Raw genomic sequence first — 19079 nt, 5'->3', positions numbered from 1 at the left:
GCCTACGGTTGCGGCATCCTGATCTCGCAATACGGCCTTGCCTGGCCACTCGCCCTGTGCTTTGGCGTCGCCTTGGCAGGCCTGATTGCCTTGCTGATGGGCCTGCTGGCGATGCGCACCCGCGGCATCTACTTTGCCATGGTCACCCTGGCGCTGGCACAGTGCGTGTACTTTTTGTTTTTCCAGGCCACCTCCCTGACCGGCGGCGACAACGGCTTGCGCGGGGTGAATGTGAACACGATAGACCTCGGTTTCCTGAAACTCGACTTGCTCAACCCGTTGGTCAAGTACTACTTCATGCTCGGCTTCGTGGCCATCGCGATCTGGCTGATTGGCCGGCTTTTGAATTCCCCATTCGGCTCAATTCTGGAAGCCCTGCGTGAAAACGAGCATCGGGCGCGCGCCTGCGGCATCAACGTTGAACGCACACGACTGCTGTCGCTGGTGATTTCAGGCATGGTCTGCGGCCTGGCCGGTGCGCTCAACGCCATCAATCTGTCCACCGTATCGATCGACAGCCTGTCTTATCACACCTCGGGCCAGGTCATGATGATGACGCTGCTGGGCGGCATGGGGACCTTCTTCGGTCCCTTCATCGGCGCGGGCTTGTTCCTCGGCATCGAATATGTCGTCACTGGTTTCACAGAACGCTGGCAATTGATCGTCGGCGTCATCTTCATCATTCTTGTGCTTTTCTTCCCGAAAGGTATTTGGGGCACGGTCCTGGATTGGCTCAAAAAATGACCAACACATCCATTCTCAGCACGCGCAACGTCACCAAAAAATTCGGTGGCTTTACCGCCAACAAGGACGTCAGCGTTGATTTTCCGCGCGGCAAATTGACGGCCATCATTGGCCCCAACGGCGCCGGAAAGTCGACTTTCTTCAACATGGTGTCGGGCGGCTTCTTGCCGACTTCGGGTGAAATCCTGTTTGAGGGCAGGAATGTGGTCGGTTTGAAACAGCATGAATTTGCCAAGATCGGCATTTCAAAATCATTTCAAATCACCAACCTGTTTCCGGCGCTGAGCGTACTGGAGAACGTGCGGGTCGCCGTGCAGTCGCTGCACAGCGTCTACAACATCTGGAGCCCGCGCAGCCAGCATGTCGAATGGGTGGAAAAGGCTGAATCCCTGCTTGAGCTGGTGGGCTTGCAGGACCGCCGTCGCGACCGCGCGGAAAATCTCGCGCATGGCGAGCAACGCAGCCTGGAAATCGCCGTCGCACTGGCTTGCGACCCCAAACTCCTGCTGCTCGACGAACCAACCGCCGGCATGAGCCCGGAAGAAACCCGCGTCATCATGAACCTGATACGCAAGCTGCTCGAACATCGCACCATCGGTCTGGTCGAGCACAAGATGAAACTGATCATGGGCGTCAGCGACAGCATCATCGTGCTGCACCAGGGTCAACTTTTGGTGCAGGGCACACCCGATGAAATCAGATCCAATGAAGAAGTCAAACGTGTCTATCTGGGCAAGGGGAATCACTGATGGCACAAGCGCCTGTTTTGTCCGTTGAGAAACTCAACGCGTGGTATGACCGCAGCCATATTCTGCAAGGCGTCAGTTTTCATGTGATGCCCGGCGAGGTCGTCTCCCTGATCGGCCGCAACGGCGCCGGCAAGACCACCGCCATGAAGAGCATCATGGGACTGTTGAGCCGCACCACAGGCCAGGTCCGTTTCAATGGGGTGAGCCTTCTGGAAAGACCGGCCCATGAACGCTTCCATCACGGCCTGGCCTTCGTATTTGAAGAACGCCGGATCGTCCCAGGCCTGACCGTCATGGAAAACATTGAACTTGGCGTGATGGCGTCGCCTGAGGGTCGCAAACGGACGAAGGAGGTCGTCGAAGAAATTGCCGAGACCTTCCCGCGCCTGAAAGAGCGGCTGGCCCAGGAAGCCGTCACCATGTCGGGCGGCGAACAGCAGATGCTGGCCATCGCCCGCGCCATGGCAGCACAGCCAAAAATGATCATGCTGGACGAACCGAGCGAAGGCATCATGCCCAAGCTGGTGGACGAGATGTTCGAGTACTTCGAGCTGCTCAAGAAAAAAGGGGTAACGATTCTGCTGGTGGAGCAAAGCGTCGAGCACGCGCTGCGCATCTCGGACCGAGCCTACATCATGGATCAGGGCGAGATCGTGCACGAGGCACCGGCGCAGGACCTCCTCAACGATGAAGCAATCCAGGAGCGTTATTGCTCGGTGTGACGCCGTGAATCCGCCAGAAAAAAGCCGCGCCAGGATCCTGGCGCCGAATGGCCCGGCCTTTTTCTTGGGTATCGGGCCTGTCGTTCCACCTCAAAAGACTATTGCGCAGGGACGTATTGCGCAATGCCGTTGCCGAAAGACCAATCTTCTTTGTGAACTTCCACCAGGTTGATGATCAAGTCTTTCGGATTGAAGTCGACTGCGGCAGCGACACCTGAGGCAATCGCTCGATACAAGGCCTGCTTCAACTCGATGGTGCGGCCTGCATTGAGGAATATCTGGATGAAGATGATGTCATTTTCATGCGCAATATCCAAGTACAGCGGCGGAAATACCAGATCCCCGGCGCGGTGCTCCGAGATGATCTGAAACTTGTCGGCTACGGGCACCCCAATGGTGGCGACCATCGCGTCATGGACGGCGTCGCTCAGTTTGCGATGGAATTCGGCATTCTTGCCGGCATGAAGACTGATTTTTACCAATGGCATTGCGTTGTCCTTGTTTAAATCGCGCCGATGGCACGCAGAATTTTTTCCGGGGTAATGGGCTGCGCCGTGACCCGCGCCTTGAACGGCAACAGCGCATCATTGATGGCATTCATCACCGCCGCCGGGGCGCCCGCCGTGCCGGCTTCACCGGCGCCCTTTGCACCCAAGGCGGAAGTCTTGGTGGGCGTCTCGACGTGACCTAATTCGATGTCCGGCATCTCTGTGGCCATCGGCACCAGATAGTCCGCCATGCTTCCGTTGCGCAGCAAACCGCTGTCGTCATACAAACACTCTTCGAACAGCACGCCGCCTATCCCCTGGACGATGGCGCCGCGCATCTGCTCATCCACCAACAAGGGATTGATGATGCGGCCGCAGTCTTCTACCGCCCAGTGTTTGAGCAGCTTGACGAAGCCGGTTTCGACATCAACCTCGACGTAGGAGGCCTGCACACCGTTGGTGAATACAAAAGGGAACTCGCGCTGCGCATAGGTGCGCGTGACGACCAGTTCTGGCAACGCGCCTGCGGGCAAGGTGTCCGGCCTGAAGTAAGCAATCCGTCCCAGTTCGGAGAGTTCAATTTGCACGTCACCCGTGTGGACGTCCACGACACGGCCGTCTCGAATATCAAGCAGCGCCAACTCCTTTTGCAGCACCACGGCGGCCAGCTTGCGCAGGTTTTCACGCAGTGCACGCCCGGCCTGCAATACGGCTTCACCGCCAATACCGGCGCCGCGCGAGGCCCAGGTGCCGCCGCCATAAGGCGTGACATCGGTGTCTCCGGTGATGACGTTGACGCGATCCATCGGTACGCCGATCGCGTCCGCTGCAATCTGCGCGAAAATCGTCTCGGTCCCCTGCCCTTGTTCGCCGACACCCACCAGACAAGTAATGACGCCGGTTGGATCGAAGCGCACGGTCGCGCCATCCTGGGCGGCAATGCGTGCGCCGCCCACACCATAGAAAGCGGCGCCCGGGTTGGTCAGTTCTATCAGCACGGCCAGACCGATGCCACGGTAGATGCCTTTCTTGCGCAGCGCTTCCTGCTCGCGGCGCAGCCCTGCGTAGTCCATCATCTGTTCAAGCTGCGCCAGGCATTTCTGGTGCGAGAGTTTTTCCAACCGTATGCCGGAGGCCCCGGTGCAGGGATAAGCATCGTCCGGCATCACGTTCATTTTGCGCATCTGCAAAGCGTCGATGCCCAGTTTTTGCGCGGTCAGCTCAACAAGGCCTTCCGTGACGGCACAGGCGATCGGATGGCCAACGCCGCGGTACTGGCTGGTGGGCGCCTTGTTCTGAAAGACAACCTTGAGATGACCGCGATAGGCCTTGTGTTTGTAAGGTCCGCCGGTGATGTTCAGTACCTGGTTGCCTTCAATCGCGCTGGTCCGTGGATAGACGGAGTACGGTCCGACACCGGTCAGATCATCAATTTCGAACGCGAGAATTTCGCCATCCGCTTTGGCTGCCAGCCGTGCGTGCACAACGTGCTCCCGTGCATGAACGTCGCTCACAAAGGATTCCAGCCGGTCTGCAATAAATTTCACCGGACGCTTCAAGATGATGGACAGTGCGACCGTGGCAAAGTCATCTGGATAGGAGTGGACCTTGATGCCAAACGAGCCACCGACGTCCTTGCAAATCACGCGCACAGAACTTTCCGGCAGGGAAAAGTGCCGGGCATACAGGTCCTGCATCATGTGCGGTGCCTGATGCGACTGGTACACGGTGAGTTTATTTTCCGCCGGGTTGAAATCGGCCAGAACCGCGCGTGTTTCCAGCGTCACGCCCGTGTGGCGGCCGAATCGATAGGTCTCTTCCACCACCACGTCAGCGTGGGCAAAGACGTCCTCCACATTGCCGGTATCGATGGTCTTGGTAAAGCACAGGTTATCGCCGAGCTCGGGGTGAATTACCAAGGTATCGGCATCCAGCGCGGTCTCCATGTGCGCGACCACCGGCAACTGCTGCCAGTCGACCGCAATGGTCTGCAGCGCATCTTCGGCCTGCTGGCGCGACTCTGCCACGATGGCCAGAACCGGCTCACCCTGCCAGCACACCCGATCCATGGCCAGCGGATACTGCGCGGCCGACTTCATGCCGGTCAGATGGGTCAGGGTTGCCACCCACGGGCTGCAGATCTCGGCAATTTGCTTGCCGTCAACCACGGCGATCACGCCGGGCATGCCGCGGGCAGCTTCTGCATCAATCTTGCCGATGCGGGCATGGGCAAGCGGACTACGGAGAAAAACCACGTGCGCCAATCGGGCCAATACGATGTCGTCAACATACGTACCTCGGCCTTCGAGATGACGTTTGGCATTCGGGCGCGATACGCCGCTACCAATATAGCCCCCTTGCACAGCAGCATCGGTGGTCAGAACTTGAATTCCTTTGTCTGAAACAAACCCCATTTGTTCTCTCCCGATCTTTATTCTTCAACCACGGTCTGACGACGATTTCCCTGCACTTCGCAAACCGCATCGACTATCGCCTGATAGCCGGTGCAACGGCAGTAGTTTCCGGACATGTATTCGCGCACCTCGTCGCGCGTGGCATTTGGCTTTTCCGCCAGCAGCGAGGAGGCCGTCAACAACATGCCTGAAGTGCAAAAGCCGCATTGCAAGGCGTTGTGGGCGTGGAAAGCCGCCTGCAATTCGACCAGATCGCCACGGTCACTGGCGCCATCGATGGTTTCCACTTCCTGCCCATCGGCCTGCACCGCCAAAACCAGGCATCCGCGGACGATGTCGCCATTGAGGCGCACCGTGCATGCGCCGCAGACCCCGTGTTCGCAACCGGCACGGGCGCTCTTGAGGCCGAGTTCATCGCGGATGAAGTCGATCAGATGCGTGCGCGGCTCGACACGCCTGGTCTGGTCAACACCGTTGACGCAGATGGTGACCTGGATTGTTTCAGCCATTGCTGTCTCCAAAAATATTTGCCAGTTTGTTCATGATGTCAGCGTCTTCAGAATTCGATCCAGCAGGACCGTGGCAAGGTGCAGCTTCATTTCCGCCGAGTTGTACAGATCGGCCGCTGGCGTCAATTCACCCGCCAACGCCACCTTGGCGGCGCTGAGAGACTGCGGACTCAGTGCCTTGCCTTCCAGCGCGGCCTCTGCCGCGCGCGCGCGCACCGGAATATTGCCGGCGCCCAAAAAGACCAGCCGCAGCTGGCTCAAGGTCTTGTCAGACACCTGGGCTACGGCGGCCAGTCCCACGATCGCGTAGTCGCCATGGCGGCGGGCCAGCTCTTCAAAGGCGCAGCGCGAGGTCTGTGACTGCAACGGGAATTCGCAGGCAACAATGACTTCATCCGGCGCCATGTCCGTGGTGTACAACTCGCGAAAGAATTCGACAGCCTTGACACGCCGCAGGCCACGCTGGCTGGCCATCACGATCACGGCATCCAGTGCCACGGCGCAGCACGGCCACTCGGCGGCCGGGTCCGCAAACGCAAGCGATCCACCGAGGGTTCCCTTGTTGCGGATGGCTTTGTGCGCGACATGGGGCGCCGTGATGGCCAACAGGGGCATATGCTGTGCGATCAGATGCGATTCTTCGATTTCGCTGTGGCGTGTCATGGCACCGATCCGCACGCAATTCACCTGCAGGGAGATGCCGCTTAGGCCGCGAACGCCGTTGATGTCGACCAGCAGTTTCGGCTCGGACAAACGCATGTTCAGGGTCGCCAGCAGTGTTTGACCGCCGGCGATGATCCGGCAGTCATCCCCATGTTTTTCCAGCAGAGAAAACACCTCGCTCAACGAGCCAGGTTTCACGTAATCAAATGAGGGGGCTTTCACGATAGCTCCTTGGTTCGATAGTTCCGTTAGGGAGGCCGGGCCAGTCAATGCAGCCAGCGGCTCACCAACAACGCAAAGGCAGCACCAAAGCTGAACCAGAATGCCCGGTACAGCTCATGCTGGAATCCCCCGCCCGCGAAAGGCTGCTTGCTGCCCGGCATGCCTGGCCCGGCGGAGATCGGATACGAAGCCATAGGTTGCGCAGCAACCGCGCCCGCTTCGGCCACGCCGCCGCCCGTCAATGCACTGTCGAATGCGGCAAAGAATTCATCTGCCATTTTCTTGGCGGATGAATCAATCAGACGACCACCGATCTGGCCCAGCTTACCGCCCACAGAGGCCTCTACCGAGTAACTCAGCTTTGTTCCCGCGCCCTCATCGGTCAGCGTCACAGCGGAACGCCCTTTTGCAAAGCCGGCCGCACCGCCGGAACCTTCGAAAGTGAGTGTGCAACGGCTTGGAATGGCAACATCGGTCATAAATATCTTGCCGGAGAAACGTGCGCGCACCGGGCCGATCTTGATGGCGACCCGGGTATGTGTTTCGCTGTCTGAGACTTTTTTGACCTCCTCGCAGCCGGGGATGCAACGCGACAGAATCGTCGGGTCGTTTAGGGCGTCCCAAACCTGCTGCCGGGGCGCCCGAACAATTTGTTCTCCAGTCAGTTCCATGGTCTTTTTCCTTCTTTCAGATAACTTCGCGCTACGCTATTGAGCCGAGTGACGTGTCATGTTTGGCACCCGTATTTTCAGACTCTGATCGCCATTATTTACCCGATGGTAAATTAAGTCAAATGTTTAATCCATTCGTCCTTGAAATTCTCAAGGCGCGGTAACATGAGCCGTTCTTAAACTCCTTCCGTTTTCAGGCGCTGGCAATCAAGCGCCATGAACACTGTCCATGCCATCCAAAAACAAGAAAGCAGCGCCTGCCGCCGCGTTGACGAAACCGGCAAAAGTTCGGCAACGGTTCAGTACCGCCGAGCGAGAACAACAGATCCTGTCAGGCGCCATCAAGTTTTTTTCTGAACGTGGCCTGGAAGGACAAACTCGTGATCTGGCGAAGGAAATTGGCATCACGCATCCCTTGCTGTATCACTACTTCCCGACCAAGAAAGCCTTGATCGAACGGGTCTATCAGGAGGTTTACCTTGGGCGATGGAAACAGGAATGGGAAGAATGGCTGGACGACAGATCGACACCGCTGGAAGAAAAGCTGACGCGTTTTTATCTGGATTACGCAGCCACCATCCTGACGCCGGAGTGGGTACGAATTTTTATATTTTCAGGACTGAGCGATGGCTCCATCCCTGAACAATATCTTGGCCTGCTGAAGGAAAAGCTCTTCCCCCGTATCCTGCGTGAGACCCGTCGCCATTTTGGTTTGCCGGAAAAAGAGGAGGCGAGCGAGCGCGAGATCGAATTGATGTGGGGCCTGCATGGCGGTATTTTTTACATTGGCATACGGCAGTGGGTCTATAACCAGCCCGGACCCGTGGACCTCAAGCAGATCGTGACGGACCGGGTCCGCTCCTTCATCGTCTCGGCACCTGAACTTTTTGCATAGAAGGTAGCGGCGTCTCGATTCCCTGCGTAAATCCGGCGGCCAGCGCCTGGCGCAAGAACGCTACAAACGCCGTCAACGCTCGCGGCACGTGGGCTGAATAAGGCCGAATCGCATAGAGCTGTTCGGCAAACGCGCCCACCGGCCTCCATTGCGGCAGCACTTGCACCAGCTTGCCAGTCTGCAAACTTGCCTGGACGCTGAAGTCAGGCAAAAGCGCAATCCCCAGTCCCGCAAGCGCGGCATCGCGCAGGGCTTCGCTGTTGTTGGCGGACAGCGAGCCCGACACCGGCACGGTCACACGTTGTTCGTTGGCGTGCTGAGGGCCGACTGGCTCGAACGACCAGGCGGGTGTGTCTTGCGCACGGGGGTAGTGAAGGCAGTTGTGGGTGAGCAAGTCTTCCGGGCTGGCCGGGACGCCGCGCCGGCGCAGGTAGCCGCGGCTGGAAACCAGCACCGAGCGCGTGGCGCACAGCGTCCAGGCCACATGGGTGTCGGGTGGCGCGGCCGTATGGCGGATTGCCAGATCAAAACCTTCGGTGGCCAAAGAGATGAGTCGGTCGGACAGGTCCAGTTCCAGCCGCACCTCGGGGTATTCGCGCAGAAAATCGGGCAGACGGGGCACCAACTGCTGGCGCGCAAAGGCCACCGGCGCCGTTACCCGCAATAAGCCACGCGGTACGCCCGCCAAGTCGCGCACTTCGGCAAAGCTCTGGGCGATCTGTTCGAACGAAGCACGCGTGCTGTCCACCAGGCGTTGTCCGGCTTCGGTCAGCCGCACGCTGCGCGTGGTGCGCCGCACCAGCGTCACCCCGGCCGTGCGCTCCAGATCGGCAATGTGCTGGCTCATGGCCGCCTTGCTCACGCCCAGCCGGGCAGCGGCAGCGGTGTAGCTGCCTTGCTGCGCCAGAACGGTGAGCCAGTGCAAATGACTCCAGAGATCGTTTATTTTTTGCTCATCCATGATTGCATTGTTCATTAATTTGAACAATAAGTTTAGTCCTATAGCCTTGTCATGCAGATGTGGCGCTCATAAACTGCGAGTCCAGCAGTTCCATCCCGCTATTCCTTCAACCATCGAGACCCGCCATGCAACATCACGCCAGTTCAACCGAAGTCGCCCAGTACATCCAGGGCGCACGCAGCGCCGGCGTCGGCACACGCACGCAACCCGTTTACAACCCGGCCAGCGGCGCTGTGACGCGCCAAGTGCGGCTGGGCAACTCAGAGGACGTGAATGCCGCCGTGGCCTCAGCCAAGGCCGCCTTCCCCGCGTGGTCCGACACGCCCCCGATTCGCCGTGCCCGCGTTTTATTCAAGTTTCTGGAACTGCTCAACCGCCACAAAGACGAGCTCGCCCGCCTGATCACCGCCGAACATGGCAAGGTCTTCACCGACGCGCAGGGCGAGGTCGCACGCGGCATCGACATCGTCGAATTTGCCTGCGGCATTCCCCAGTTGCTAAAAGGTGACTTCACCGACCAGGTGAGCACCGGCATCGACAACTGGACACTGCGCCAGCCTCTGGGCGTGGTGGCCGGCATCACGCCGTTCAACTTCCCCGTCATGGTGCCGATGTGGATGTTTCCGGTGGCGATTGCTGCCGGCAACACATTCATTCTCAAACCCAGCCCGATTGACCCCAGCGCGAGCCTGTTTATGGCGGATCTGCTGACACAGGCCGGTTTGCCTCACGGCGTGTTCAACGTCGTGCAAGGCGACAAGGAAGCGGTGGACGCGTTGCTGGTGCACCCCGACGTCAAGGCGGTCAGCTTCGTCGGCTCCACCCCGATTGCCAACTATATCTATGAGACCGGCGCCCATCACGGCAAGCGCGTGCAGGCTCTGGGCGGCGCCAAGAACCACATGGTGGTGATGCCCGATGCCGACATCGATCAGGTGGTGGATGCGCTGATTGGCGCGGGCTACGGCTCGGCCGGCGAGCGCTGCATGGCGATCTCAGTCGCGGTGCTGGTGGGCGATGTGGCCGACAAGGTGCTGCCAAAGCTGATTGAACGCACCAAGTCTCTGAAGGTACTCAACGGCAGCAACCTCGCCGCCGAAATGGGCCCCATCGTCACGCCCGCCGCCCATGCGCGCATCACGGGCTACATCGAGCAAGGCGTGAAAGAAGGCGCCCAACTGCTGGTGGATGGCCGTGGTTTCAATGGCGCAGCCGCCGGCGAAGGCTGCGAGCAAGGCTTCTGGATGGGCGGCACGCTGTTTGACCACGTCACGCCCGAAATGCGCATTTACAAGGAAGAAATTTTCGGCCCGGTGCTGGCCTGTGTGCGCGTGCCGGACTTTGCCACTTCGGTCAAGCTCATCAACGACCACGAGTTCGGCAACGGCGTGGCCTGCTTTACCCGCGACGGCAACGTGGCACGTGAATTCAGCCGCCGTATCCAGGTCGGCATGGTCGGCATCAATGTACCGATTCCGGTACCCATGGCCTGGCACGGCTTCGGTGGCTGGAAGCGCAGTCTGTTCGGTGACACGCATGCCTATGGCGAAGAAGGCGTGCGCTTTTACACCAAGCAGAAATCCATCATGCAGCGCTGGCCTGAGAGCACCCCCAAGGGCGCCGAGTTTGTGATGCCTACCGCCAAGTGAGCAGCGTCAGCCTTCACTGCCGCTGAAAATTGAAATTTCCCGCGTTGACGGATGCACGGAGGCCGGAGCTGATGCAAGCGCCGACACGGGAAAAACCATCCGCCAGCATGTTGCACTGCGGCATTGAATTCAGTTGACTTGGTATTTTGTTTATCGAACAATAGGATTGTCGGACAAATAGCCGACAAATAATAATTGCCCTGCAGGAGACAAGTCTGGAAGCCTCGCTCAAGCGAAAAGCGCGCGACAAAAAATCAGTCGACTCGGCCCTTCAAAGGCCGTCCGTCGAATCACGCCTGACACGGCCGCAATCCGCCAAGCTTGCATCGCCTTCTGCACCCGCAGCGGAGAGCGCCGCCGTGTTCAGGCGAATCCGGCTTGAGCCTGCCTACAAGGCTGTGTCGGCCGAAATCGAGCGCAGCATTCTCGATGGGGCGCTCAAGCCCGGCACGCCCTTGCCCACCGAGCAGGCCCTGGCTGAGCATTTTGGGGTGCACCGCTCGACCGTCCGTGAGGCCATCCGGCAAGTCGAACAGGAAGGGCTACTGCAAAGACGCGAGGGACGCCGGCTGTTTGTGACGCTGCCGGGTCTCTATGACATGGCGCCCCGGGCCGCGCGCTTGCTGCTGCTGCAGCGGACGACCTTTCACGAGTTATGGCAAGTCGCCGTGACCATCGAACCCCTGGCCGCGCGGCTGGCGGCGGAACACGCTGACGCGTTGGACCTGGAGGCCCTGGATGCGAATACGGCGACGACCGCCGCGTTGTCCGCCCGAGGCGCCCACACGCTGGAGGAGAACGCCCGCCTGGTCGAACTGGATGTGGAATTCCACGCCCTGGTCGGACGCGCCAGCCACAACCCCGCACTGATTTTGGCGCGTGAGCCGATCAGCCTGCTTTACAACCCGACGCTGCTGCGGATCCATATGCATTTGCCGCAGTCCAAGGCGCGCAACCTGGTGGCCCACCGCGCGATTCTGCAAGCGCTGCATCAGCGTGATGCCGCTGCCGCCGAAGACTGGACGCGCAAGCACATGATCGATTTTCAGCGCGGTTTCGAAATGGCGGCGCTGGACATGAGCGCCCCTATCACGCTCACCCTGTAGCTTCCATTCAACCCGAGGAGACAAGCATGAAAGAGACAATGAAAAAGATGGTTTTTCCCCGCGTACTCCGGCGTCCGGCGTTGCTCGCCGCGATGACCGCGACGTTGACCTGCCTTACCCCAGGCGCGCAAGCGCAGGAGACCTTCAAGGTCGGCATCGTCAGTTTTCTTTCGGGTCAAGCGGCGGAGAGCTTCGGCATTCCGGCCGTCAATGGCGCGAAGGTCCTGGTCGAGGCCTTCAACAAAGGGGAGGCTCCCGCACCCTACAACAAGGTGGGATTCGGTGGTCTGAAAATAGAGCCTACTTACGCCGATGAGAATGGCGGCGCGACCAAGCAGGTTCAGGAACTGCGCAACCTGTATGACCGCGAGAAAGTCGACGCGGTGGTCGGCTATGTGGGCTCAAGCGACTGTCTGGCTGTGGCCCCAGTGGCAGAGGAGATGAAAAAGTTCCTGATCCTCTATGACTGCGGCACACCACGCATTTTCGAGGACGGCAAGTACAACTATGTCTTCCGTACGGCGGCGCATGCCACCATGGACAACGTCGCGCTGGTGCGCTACCTGAAGGCGCACAACAGCAAGGTCAACAGCTACAACATGATCAACCAGGACTATGCCTGGGGTCAAGACTCGCGCAAGGACTTCATGCTGTCGATGGAGAAGCTGTACCCGAATGCGAAACCGGGTGAAGACCAATTGCCCAAGTTCGGCGCCGGCCAATACGGCACCGAAATTTCGACCTTGATGGCCAAGCCGGCCGATGTCACCCATTCCAGCTTGTGGGGCGGCGACTTGCAGGCCTTCATTTTGCAATCCGGCCCGCGCGGCTTGTTCAAGCGATCGCAGGTGGTACTGTCGGCCGCCGACCACGTGCTGCCGGGGCTGGGCGACAAGATGCCCGACGGCGCGATCATCGGCGCGCGCGGGGCATACGGCCTGCTGGCGCCCAAGTCGGCCCTCAACGACTGGTGGTGGAGCATCTATCAGAAGGCCTACACCGTCTACCCGGTGCAGGCCCCCAACCGCATGGCGCAGGCTTTGATGGGCCTGAAGCTGGCCGTGGAAAAGGCCATGGCCGCCAATGGTGGCAAGAAACCAAGCGCCGAACAATTGGCTGCAGCCCTCACTGGCCTGGAGTGGGATACACCGGCCGGCAAAATACGCATGACCCTCGGCGCCGGCCATCAGGCGATCCAGGATACGGCGATCGGTCGCACGCGCTATGACGCGGCGAAAAAGATGGTGGTGCTAGACGACATCCAGCGATTTCCCGCCGACTGTGTGAATCCGCCCGCGAACATGAAGTCCGAGGACTGGATCAAGGCCGGCTTTCCCGGCGCCAAGTGCAATTGAAGCCCTGAGCTCGACAGTCCGCCGCCCGCGGCGAGGCGGGCTCGCCGTCGCGCGGGCCCGCGTCACTTTTCCGGACTACACTTGAAATGAACAACGCCATCACCATCCTCATCGACGGTCTGACGTACGCCTCCTGGCTCTTTATCGTCGCCCTCGGGCTGACGCTGGTGTTCGGCGTGCTGAAGATACTCAACATTGCACATGGCAGCTTCTACGCGCTCGGTGCCTATGCCGCGGCCAGTTTCGTCGGCTGGGTCAGCGTGCTCAAGGTGAGTCCGCCGCTGACCGTGCTGCTGATGCTGGTGACCCTGTTCTTGGCCGCGCTGGCGGTCGCGGCCCTGGTCGCACCGCTGACCGAACGCGGGCTGCTGCGTTTCTTCTACGGTCGTGACGAAGTGCTGCTGGTCCTCGTCACCTATGCCATGTTCCTGATCCTCGAAGACGTGACCAAGCTGATCTGGGGTGCCAATCCCTATTACGTCTCCGAGCCCTACGCCATGTTCGGCAACGTGGAAATCGGTACGCAGGTCTATGTCGGGTACGACTTCATGCTGGTGGGCTTGGCTGTCGTCACCGGGATCGCGGTGTGGTGGGGGCTGAACCGTACGCGCTTGGGCAAACTCGTGCTGGTCCTCATTCACAACGAGGAAGTGGCGTCCAGCATGGGCATCAACGTGTCGCGCGTCTACATGCTCACCTTTACGGTCGGTATTTTTCTGGCTGCCATGGGGGGAGCGTTCACCGCGCCGATGATCTCGGTCCAGCCCGGTGTCTCGGTGGGCGTGATCATCGTGTCGTTCGCGGTCGTCATCATCGGCGGCCTGGGCAGCATCGAGGGTGCCGCCATCGGCGCCTTGATTGTCGGACTCGCGCGCTCGTTCGCCGTCCACATGGTGCCGTCAGCCGAGCTGTTTTCCATCTACATTGTGATGGCGGTGGTCCTCGTGTTCCGACCCGAAGGCCTGTTCCAGCGAATCCAGACCCGCAAGATCTGATATGAGCGAAACCCTTCTCCACCCGCAGCCCCGCACTGCCACGCGCGCGCGCGCCCCATCGCGCATCCTGCTCGCCGGCGTCGGCTGCACGGCACTGCTCTTGCTCGCCGGTTGGTTCATGCCCAGATGGCTGACCTTTCTTCTCACGATGGCAGCCTCCCACGGATTGGTGTCACTTGGCATCGTGCTGCTGATGCGGGGTGGCGTAGTCTCGTTCGGCCAGGGCCTGGTCTTTGCGGTCGGCGGCTACGCCGCGGCGCTGGCCTTCGCGCGTCTGGGCTTGACCGATGCGGTCGGCCTGGCGCTGGTAGGCGGCCTGGCCGCTGTGCTCGTGGCGGCGCCCTTCGCGCCGCTGCTGTCGCGCTACCGTGGCATCTTTTTCGCCATGTTGACGCTGGCCTTGTCGATGGTGACCTACGGGATTTTGGTGAAGACGGAGATGCTCGGCGGCTCCGATGGTTTCAACATGGGCCGTCCCACCCTGTTCCGTCAAGCGCTGCCCGACGCGCTGGTCGGCTTTGTTCTGTACGCCGTGACCGTGGTGTTCAGTGCGGCACTGGCGCTGTTGGCGCGCGTCTACGTCGACTCAACGCGCGGCCTCGTCACGCTGGCCGTGCGCGAGAACGAGCTGCGCGTCGAATACCTGGGTGGGTCGGTCCGGCACGCGATGGGCATCAACTTTGTGTTGGCGGCCTTTGCCGGCGGCAGTGGCGGCGCGTTGACCGTGATGGCCCTTGGGCACATCGACCCCAACTTCTCTTACTGGACCAGCTCGGGTGAATTCGTCTTCGTGGCGATCCTGGCCGGCTGGCAAAGCGTGCTCGCGGTCTTCATCGCCTCCACCGTGCTGGAGGTGGTGCGCTCTTTCTCCAGTCTCTATTTCCCCAATACCTGGCAGTTGGCGCTGGGCCTCTTCCTGCTGCTGGTCATTCGTTTCCTGCCGCGCGGCATTGGTTCGCTCTGGATCGGCCGCGTCGGCCTGCCGCCAAGCGGGGGGCAGCCATGAACATGCGTTCATCTTTCGCCGCGGACAATGCCGCCCAGACCCTGATGCTGCGTGCCTCGGGTATCGAAAAGTGTTTCGGCGCCGTCGTCGCGGCCAGCGCAATCAATGTCGCGATCCCCCGTGGCCAACGCGTCAGCCTGATCGGCAGCAACGGCGCGGGCAAGACCACTTTTGTCAACATGATCACCGGCTATTTGAAACCGGACGCGGGCAGCATCGAACTTGAGGGGGTTGACATCACACAGATGTCACCGCGCGCGATCACACGGCTGGGCGTGGCTCGCTCGTTCCAGATTCCCCAGCTATTTCCCGAACTGACGGTCATTGACAACATGCTGGTGGCCACCGCCTGCCACGGCAATCAGCTGTCGTTCTGGCAGTCGGCGCACCGACGGGACGCAGTGGCGCGAGCCGACGCGCTGCTGCAGCGCTTCAAGCTCGCCGAGTACCGTCAGCGGCGGGTGGCGGAACTGCCGGGCGGCGTGCGCAAGCTGCTGGACATCGCGATGTCCATGACCGGCAACCCCAAGCTGTTGTTGCTCGACGAACCCACCAGTGGCGTCTCGGCCGAGGAGAAGTTTCCGATGATGGACGCCATCATGACCGCGCTGGGCCGTGAGCCCGTGACGGTTCTTTTTGTCGAGCACGACATGGACATCATCGAACGTTACTCCGATCGCGTCCTGGCCTTCTACAGTGGCCGCATCATCGCGGATGACACACCGCAGCTTGCACTCGCCACCGACGACGTGCGCCGCTATGTAACCGGAACCTTGCGACAGGAATGAACCATGCTGAGCATTGAATCAATTCATGTCGCCATCGAGTCCGTGCAGGTGCTGCGCGGCCTGTCGCTGTCCGTGGCTGAAGGCACCATGGTCGGCCTGGTCGGTCGCAATGGCGCTGGCAAGACCACGCTGATGCGTTCGATCATGGGCCATCTGGAGCCCTCGCAGGGACGGATCGTCTTTGACGGATTGAACCTCGCGGCGCTGCCGCGCCACGCCCGCGCGGCGCACGGCATCGGCTACATGCCGGAAGACCGGGGCCTCACGCCCGAGCTGACGGTCGAAGAGAACATCCTGGTCCCCGTATGGGCGACCGGCAAGCTCAAGCCGTCCGACCGGCTGGAGTTCGTCTATGGTGTCCTGCCCGAGCTCAAGGACATGCGCGAGCGCCGCGCCCTGCTGTTGTCCGGCGGCCAGCAGAAGCTGGTGGCATTGGCTCGCGCGCTGGCCATTGGCACCCGGCTGCTGTTGCTCGACGAGCCGTTCGAAGGCGTTGCACCGGCCCTGTCCATGCGTCTGGGTGAGGTTATCGGCAGCTTGCGTGGCGGACAGCTGTCGGTTTTGATTTCGCAATCCGACCTGAACCACTCGCGCCGCCTGGTCGACGCTGAATTCGTGATTGAACGCGGCGCCAACATCGCGGCCACCGCGGCATCTTGATCAGGCCTCCTCGATGAACCACTGGCAAGACTACCCGGTCGGCGCGATGCGCCACGAGGCCCTCCACGGCGACCGCCTGCCGCGCTGCTTTGCGCAGCGCCCTGCTAATGTGTATGAAATCTTCGAGCGCGCCGTACGGCAGCGCGGGCACAACGAAATCATGGTCTATGGGGACGAGCGCTGGACCTATGCGCAGGCGCACGAGCGGGTATGCCGGATTACCGATGGCCTCGCAGCCTCGGGTGTTCGACCCGGCGAGCGCGTTGCACTGTTGATCAGCAACCGGCCCGAGTTCATTTTGCTGCTGTTCGCGGTGCAGCGACTGGGCGCCATCGCCGTTCCCATCGGCGTGCGTGAACAGGGCCCCGGTGTCGCCTACATGCTCAAGCAATGCGAGGCCAGCGCCATCATCTTCGATGCGGATCTGGTCGAGCGCGTGCCGCGTGCGAGCGACCAGCCGACCTTGAGGTTACGGGTGGCGTTGGGTCGGGTCGATGGCGTCCCCAGCTTGCAGGACGTCGAGGCGGCCGGCACGGGCAGCGCCGCCACGCCGTCGGCGCCGGTGCATGAACAGGATGTGGCGGTGCTGCTCTACACCTCCGGCACCACCGGTCATCCGAAGGGCGCGATGCTGACGCATCTGAACATCGTCCACTCGGTCATGCATTACGAGGCCTGCATGCGCCTTCGGGCCGATGACCGCTCAGCGCTGGCGGTGCCGGCCAGCCATGTCACGGGGCTGATCGCCATCATTGTGGCGATGGTGCATGTCGGCGGCGCCATCGTGATTGTGCCGACCTTCCAGGCGTCCGGCTTCATCGGTTTGCTGGCACGGGAAAAGGTCAGCCATACTTTGATGGTGCCGGCCATGTACAACTTGTGCCTGCTGGCCCCGGAGTTCGCTGGCGCCGACCTGTCAGCCTGGCGCATGGGCGGCTATGGCGGCGCTCCGATGCCGGTGTCTACCATCCTGGCGATGGCGCAGCATCTACCCGGCTTGACGCTGCTCAATGCCTACGGCGCGACTGAAACCTGCTCGCCCGCGACCATGATGCCGGCTGGCCAAACGCATGCGCACGCCGATAGCGTGGGCGTCGCTCTGCCTTGCGCCGACATCTACATCATGGACGAACAGGGACGGGAATTGGCACCCGGCCAGGTCGGCGAGCTGTGGATCGGGGGCCCCATGGTGGTGCCCGGCTACTGGAACAACCCGGTGGCCAGCGCCGAATCATTCACCGCCGGTTACTGGCATTCAGGCGACCTGGGCTTGATGGACGCAGAAGGATTCGTGCAGATTCTTGACCGCAAGAAGGACATGTTGAACCGGGGTGGCTTCAAGATCTATTCGGCTGAGGTTGAGAATGTGTTGATGGCCCTGCCCGGCGTGATCGAGGCGGCCATCGTGGGCCGCCCCTGCCCGGTGCTGGGCGAGCGCGTGCACGCCTTCATCTACGCGCCAGAACTCGCGCAGGATGGTGACGCTGCGCGCGCCCATTGCCGCGCACAGTTGGCAGACTACAAGGTGCCAGAAAGCGTGACCTGGCTGCCAACGCCCCTGCCGCGCAATAGCAACGGTAAAGTGATCAAGCGCGCACTGCGGGCGCAACTGGACCAGTCCGCCGGATCTGAAAGCTAACGCACGACTTCGCTCTTAAGCGAGCCCATGCCATGCCCCCTTGGCGCAATACCGTGGTGAGCAAACGCATGGTGAAAAAACAGTTGCCATAGCCGTCGGCGGTAAAATGCGGGCCCTGAGACGCAGGCTTTGCCTATTCGTTTCCTACCCACATCCCGGTCGCGCAACGAGGCGAGCTGCACGACTCTTGTTTTTTTCATTGTCCAAAAAGGGTCAACCCATGTCACTTTCAAGCTCGACACTCTCCGCCATTCAAAAAGCCGGGGCCGCCGCCTTCACGGCGGATGTGAAGCTCAAAAACGCAGTTCAGGAATATGCTGAACGCGTCAATGCGGCTATTGCGACCAATCCGTACAACTTGGGCAATGACGCGCTGTTTGAGAATTGGAAGGTCGTCGCGCGTCTCTCGCAAACGCTGATGGGCATTGAAGAAGAGCTTCAAAAGGTCTATCGCCTCGCGGCGGAATTGACTGCCGATGACCAACCCAGCGTGCGAGAAGTTCCTGCTTTGGCCGCGCCGACACGCGCCACCGTCCGCAGTGTACGTAGGCAAGATGACTTGACGCCCACTGACGTGTTGGCCAAGACCAAGAAAAAGACATCGACATCCAAAACCAAAACCAAAATCAAAATCAAAGTAAGCCCGTCTCAACTCGCTGCGGGTTCAGGCAGTCGGCTCGAACCCAGCGGGAACGCAGCCAAGCTTCTGCAGCATTTTGAACGCGTGCTTAACTCGAACGAATTCACCGAGATTAGCCAAACGGCTGCTGGACACGAGACCGGAATCCCCACTGGCTCCATGACTGCTGCCACCAAGAAATTGATGGAGATGGGTCGAATCAT

General features: G+C 60.6%; 19 protein-coding genes. 13 read left to right on the top strand and 6 right to left on the bottom strand.

Annotated elements, in window-relative coordinates:
* From B3V69_RS10770 to B3V69_RS10760, 3 genes are all read left to right on the top strand, one after another.
* The coding region (locus B3V69_RS10770) for a branched-chain amino acid ABC transporter permease (RefSeq protein ID WP_296446420.1) at positions 1-744 on the top strand (744 nt) is incomplete at its 5' end.
* Positions 741-1493 carry an ABC transporter ATP-binding protein gene (locus tag B3V69_RS10765; protein WP_296446417.1) on the top strand — a complete coding sequence of 251 codons (753 nt, stop codon included), beginning with the start codon at positions 741-743 and terminating at the stop codon, positions 1491-1493. The genes B3V69_RS10770 and B3V69_RS10765, both read left to right, overlap by 4 nt.
* Entirely contained in the window at positions 1493-2215 is a 723-nt protein-coding gene (locus B3V69_RS10760) for an ABC transporter ATP-binding protein (RefSeq protein WP_296446415.1), read from the top strand. The genes B3V69_RS10765 and B3V69_RS10760 overlap by 1 nt, the downstream gene beginning before the upstream one ends.
* Positions 2216-2313: 98 nt before the next feature.
* On the opposite strand, the gene B3V69_RS10755 is transcribed toward B3V69_RS10760, so the two are convergent.
* From B3V69_RS10755 to B3V69_RS10735, 5 genes are read right to left on the bottom strand one after another with little or no spacing between them, the layout of a single operon-like run.
* Positions 2314-2703 (bottom strand): tautomerase family protein, encoded by a 390-nt coding sequence (locus B3V69_RS10755; RefSeq protein WP_296446414.1) that lies wholly within the window; start codon positions 2701-2703, stop codon positions 2314-2316.
* A gap of 14 nt (positions 2704-2717) precedes the next feature.
* Positions 2718-5117: a xanthine dehydrogenase family protein molybdopterin-binding subunit gene (locus B3V69_RS10750; protein WP_296446412.1), complete on the bottom strand. Its 2400-nt coding sequence runs from the start codon at positions 5115-5117 to the stop codon at positions 2718-2720.
* A gap of 17 nt (positions 5118-5134) precedes the next feature.
* Complete coding sequence (locus B3V69_RS10745) at positions 5135-5626, bottom strand: (2Fe-2S)-binding protein (RefSeq protein WP_296446410.1); 492 nt, start codon at positions 5624-5626, stop codon at positions 5135-5137.
* A gap of 30 nt (positions 5627-5656) precedes the next feature.
* The gene (locus tag B3V69_RS10740; protein ID WP_296446409.1) at positions 5657-6511 is read right to left on the bottom strand and encodes an FAD binding domain-containing protein; all 855 of its coding nucleotides are present in this window, start codon (positions 6509-6511) and stop codon (positions 5657-5659) included.
* A gap of 44 nt (positions 6512-6555) precedes the next feature.
* Positions 6556-7182, bottom strand: coding sequence for a CoxG family protein (locus B3V69_RS10735; protein ID WP_296446407.1), 627 nt, complete (start codon positions 7180-7182; stop codon positions 6556-6558).
* 229 nt (positions 7183-7411) lie between these two features.
* Here B3V69_RS10735 and B3V69_RS10730 point away from each other — a divergent pair, with 229 nt between their 5' ends.
* Positions 7412-8077 carry a TetR/AcrR family transcriptional regulator gene (locus tag B3V69_RS10730; protein WP_296446405.1) on the top strand — a complete coding sequence of 222 codons (666 nt, stop codon included), beginning with the start codon at positions 7412-7414 and terminating at the stop codon, positions 8075-8077.
* Here the strand turns inward: B3V69_RS10730 and B3V69_RS10725 are convergent.
* Positions 8046-9038 carry a LysR family transcriptional regulator gene (locus tag B3V69_RS10725; protein ID WP_296446440.1) on the bottom strand — a complete coding sequence of 331 codons (993 nt, stop codon included), beginning with the start codon at positions 9036-9038 and terminating at the stop codon, positions 8046-8048. The two genes, B3V69_RS10730 and B3V69_RS10725, sit on opposite strands and share 32 nt — an antisense overlap.
* 125 nt (positions 9039-9163) lie before the next feature.
* Here B3V69_RS10725 and B3V69_RS10720 point away from each other — a divergent pair, with 125 nt between their 5' ends.
* From B3V69_RS10720 to B3V69_RS10680, 9 genes are all read left to right on the top strand, one after another.
* The gene (locus B3V69_RS10720; RefSeq protein WP_296446403.1) at positions 9164-10687 is read left to right on the top strand and encodes a CoA-acylating methylmalonate-semialdehyde dehydrogenase; all 1524 of its coding nucleotides are present in this window, start codon (positions 9164-9166) and stop codon (positions 10685-10687) included.
* A 359-nt stretch (positions 10688-11046) separates the two neighbouring features.
* Positions 11047-11793, top strand: a complete 747-nt coding sequence (locus B3V69_RS10715; RefSeq protein ID WP_296446401.1) for a FadR/GntR family transcriptional regulator — start codon at positions 11047-11049, stop codon at positions 11791-11793.
* A gap of 26 nt (positions 11794-11819) precedes the next feature.
* The gene (locus B3V69_RS10710; protein ID WP_296446399.1) at positions 11820-13148 is read left to right on the top strand and encodes an ABC transporter substrate-binding protein; all 1329 of its coding nucleotides are present in this window, start codon (positions 11820-11822) and stop codon (positions 13146-13148) included.
* A gap of 86 nt (positions 13149-13234) precedes the next feature.
* On the top strand, positions 13235-14143 hold the full coding sequence (locus B3V69_RS10705; RefSeq protein ID WP_296446397.1) for a branched-chain amino acid ABC transporter permease: 909 nt from the start codon (positions 13235-13237) through the stop codon (positions 14141-14143).
* 1 nt (position 14144) lies between these two features.
* Positions 14145-15149 carry a branched-chain amino acid ABC transporter permease gene (locus tag B3V69_RS10700; protein ID WP_296446395.1) on the top strand — a complete coding sequence of 335 codons (1005 nt, stop codon included), beginning with the start codon at positions 14145-14147 and terminating at the stop codon, positions 15147-15149.
* Complete coding sequence (locus tag B3V69_RS10695; protein WP_296446394.1) at positions 15146-15937, top strand: ABC transporter ATP-binding protein; 792 nt, start codon at positions 15146-15148, stop codon at positions 15935-15937. The genes B3V69_RS10700 and B3V69_RS10695 overlap by 4 nt, the downstream gene beginning before the upstream one ends.
* A gap of 3 nt (positions 15938-15940) precedes the next feature.
* The gene (locus tag B3V69_RS10690; RefSeq protein WP_296446392.1) at positions 15941-16597 is read left to right on the top strand and encodes an ATP-binding cassette domain-containing protein; all 657 of its coding nucleotides are present in this window, start codon (positions 15941-15943) and stop codon (positions 16595-16597) included.
* Between the two features lie 13 nt (positions 16598-16610).
* Positions 16611-18236 carry a class I adenylate-forming enzyme family protein gene (locus B3V69_RS10685; RefSeq protein ID WP_296446390.1) on the top strand — a complete coding sequence of 542 codons (1626 nt, stop codon included), beginning with the start codon at positions 16611-16613 and terminating at the stop codon, positions 18234-18236.
* A gap of 220 nt (positions 18237-18456) precedes the next feature.
* The coding region (locus tag B3V69_RS10680; RefSeq protein WP_296446389.1) for a hypothetical protein at positions 18457-19079 on the top strand (623 nt) is incomplete at its 3' end.

Origin of the sequence: Rhodoferax sp. UBA5149 (assembly GCF_002413825.1) — a bacterium.
In the GTDB taxonomy this organism is placed as follows: Bacteria; Pseudomonadota; Gammaproteobacteria; order Burkholderiales; family Burkholderiaceae_C; genus Rhodoferax.
Note: the sequence above shows the minus strand (reverse complement) of the source record. Positions and strands in the feature narration are given on the sequence as shown.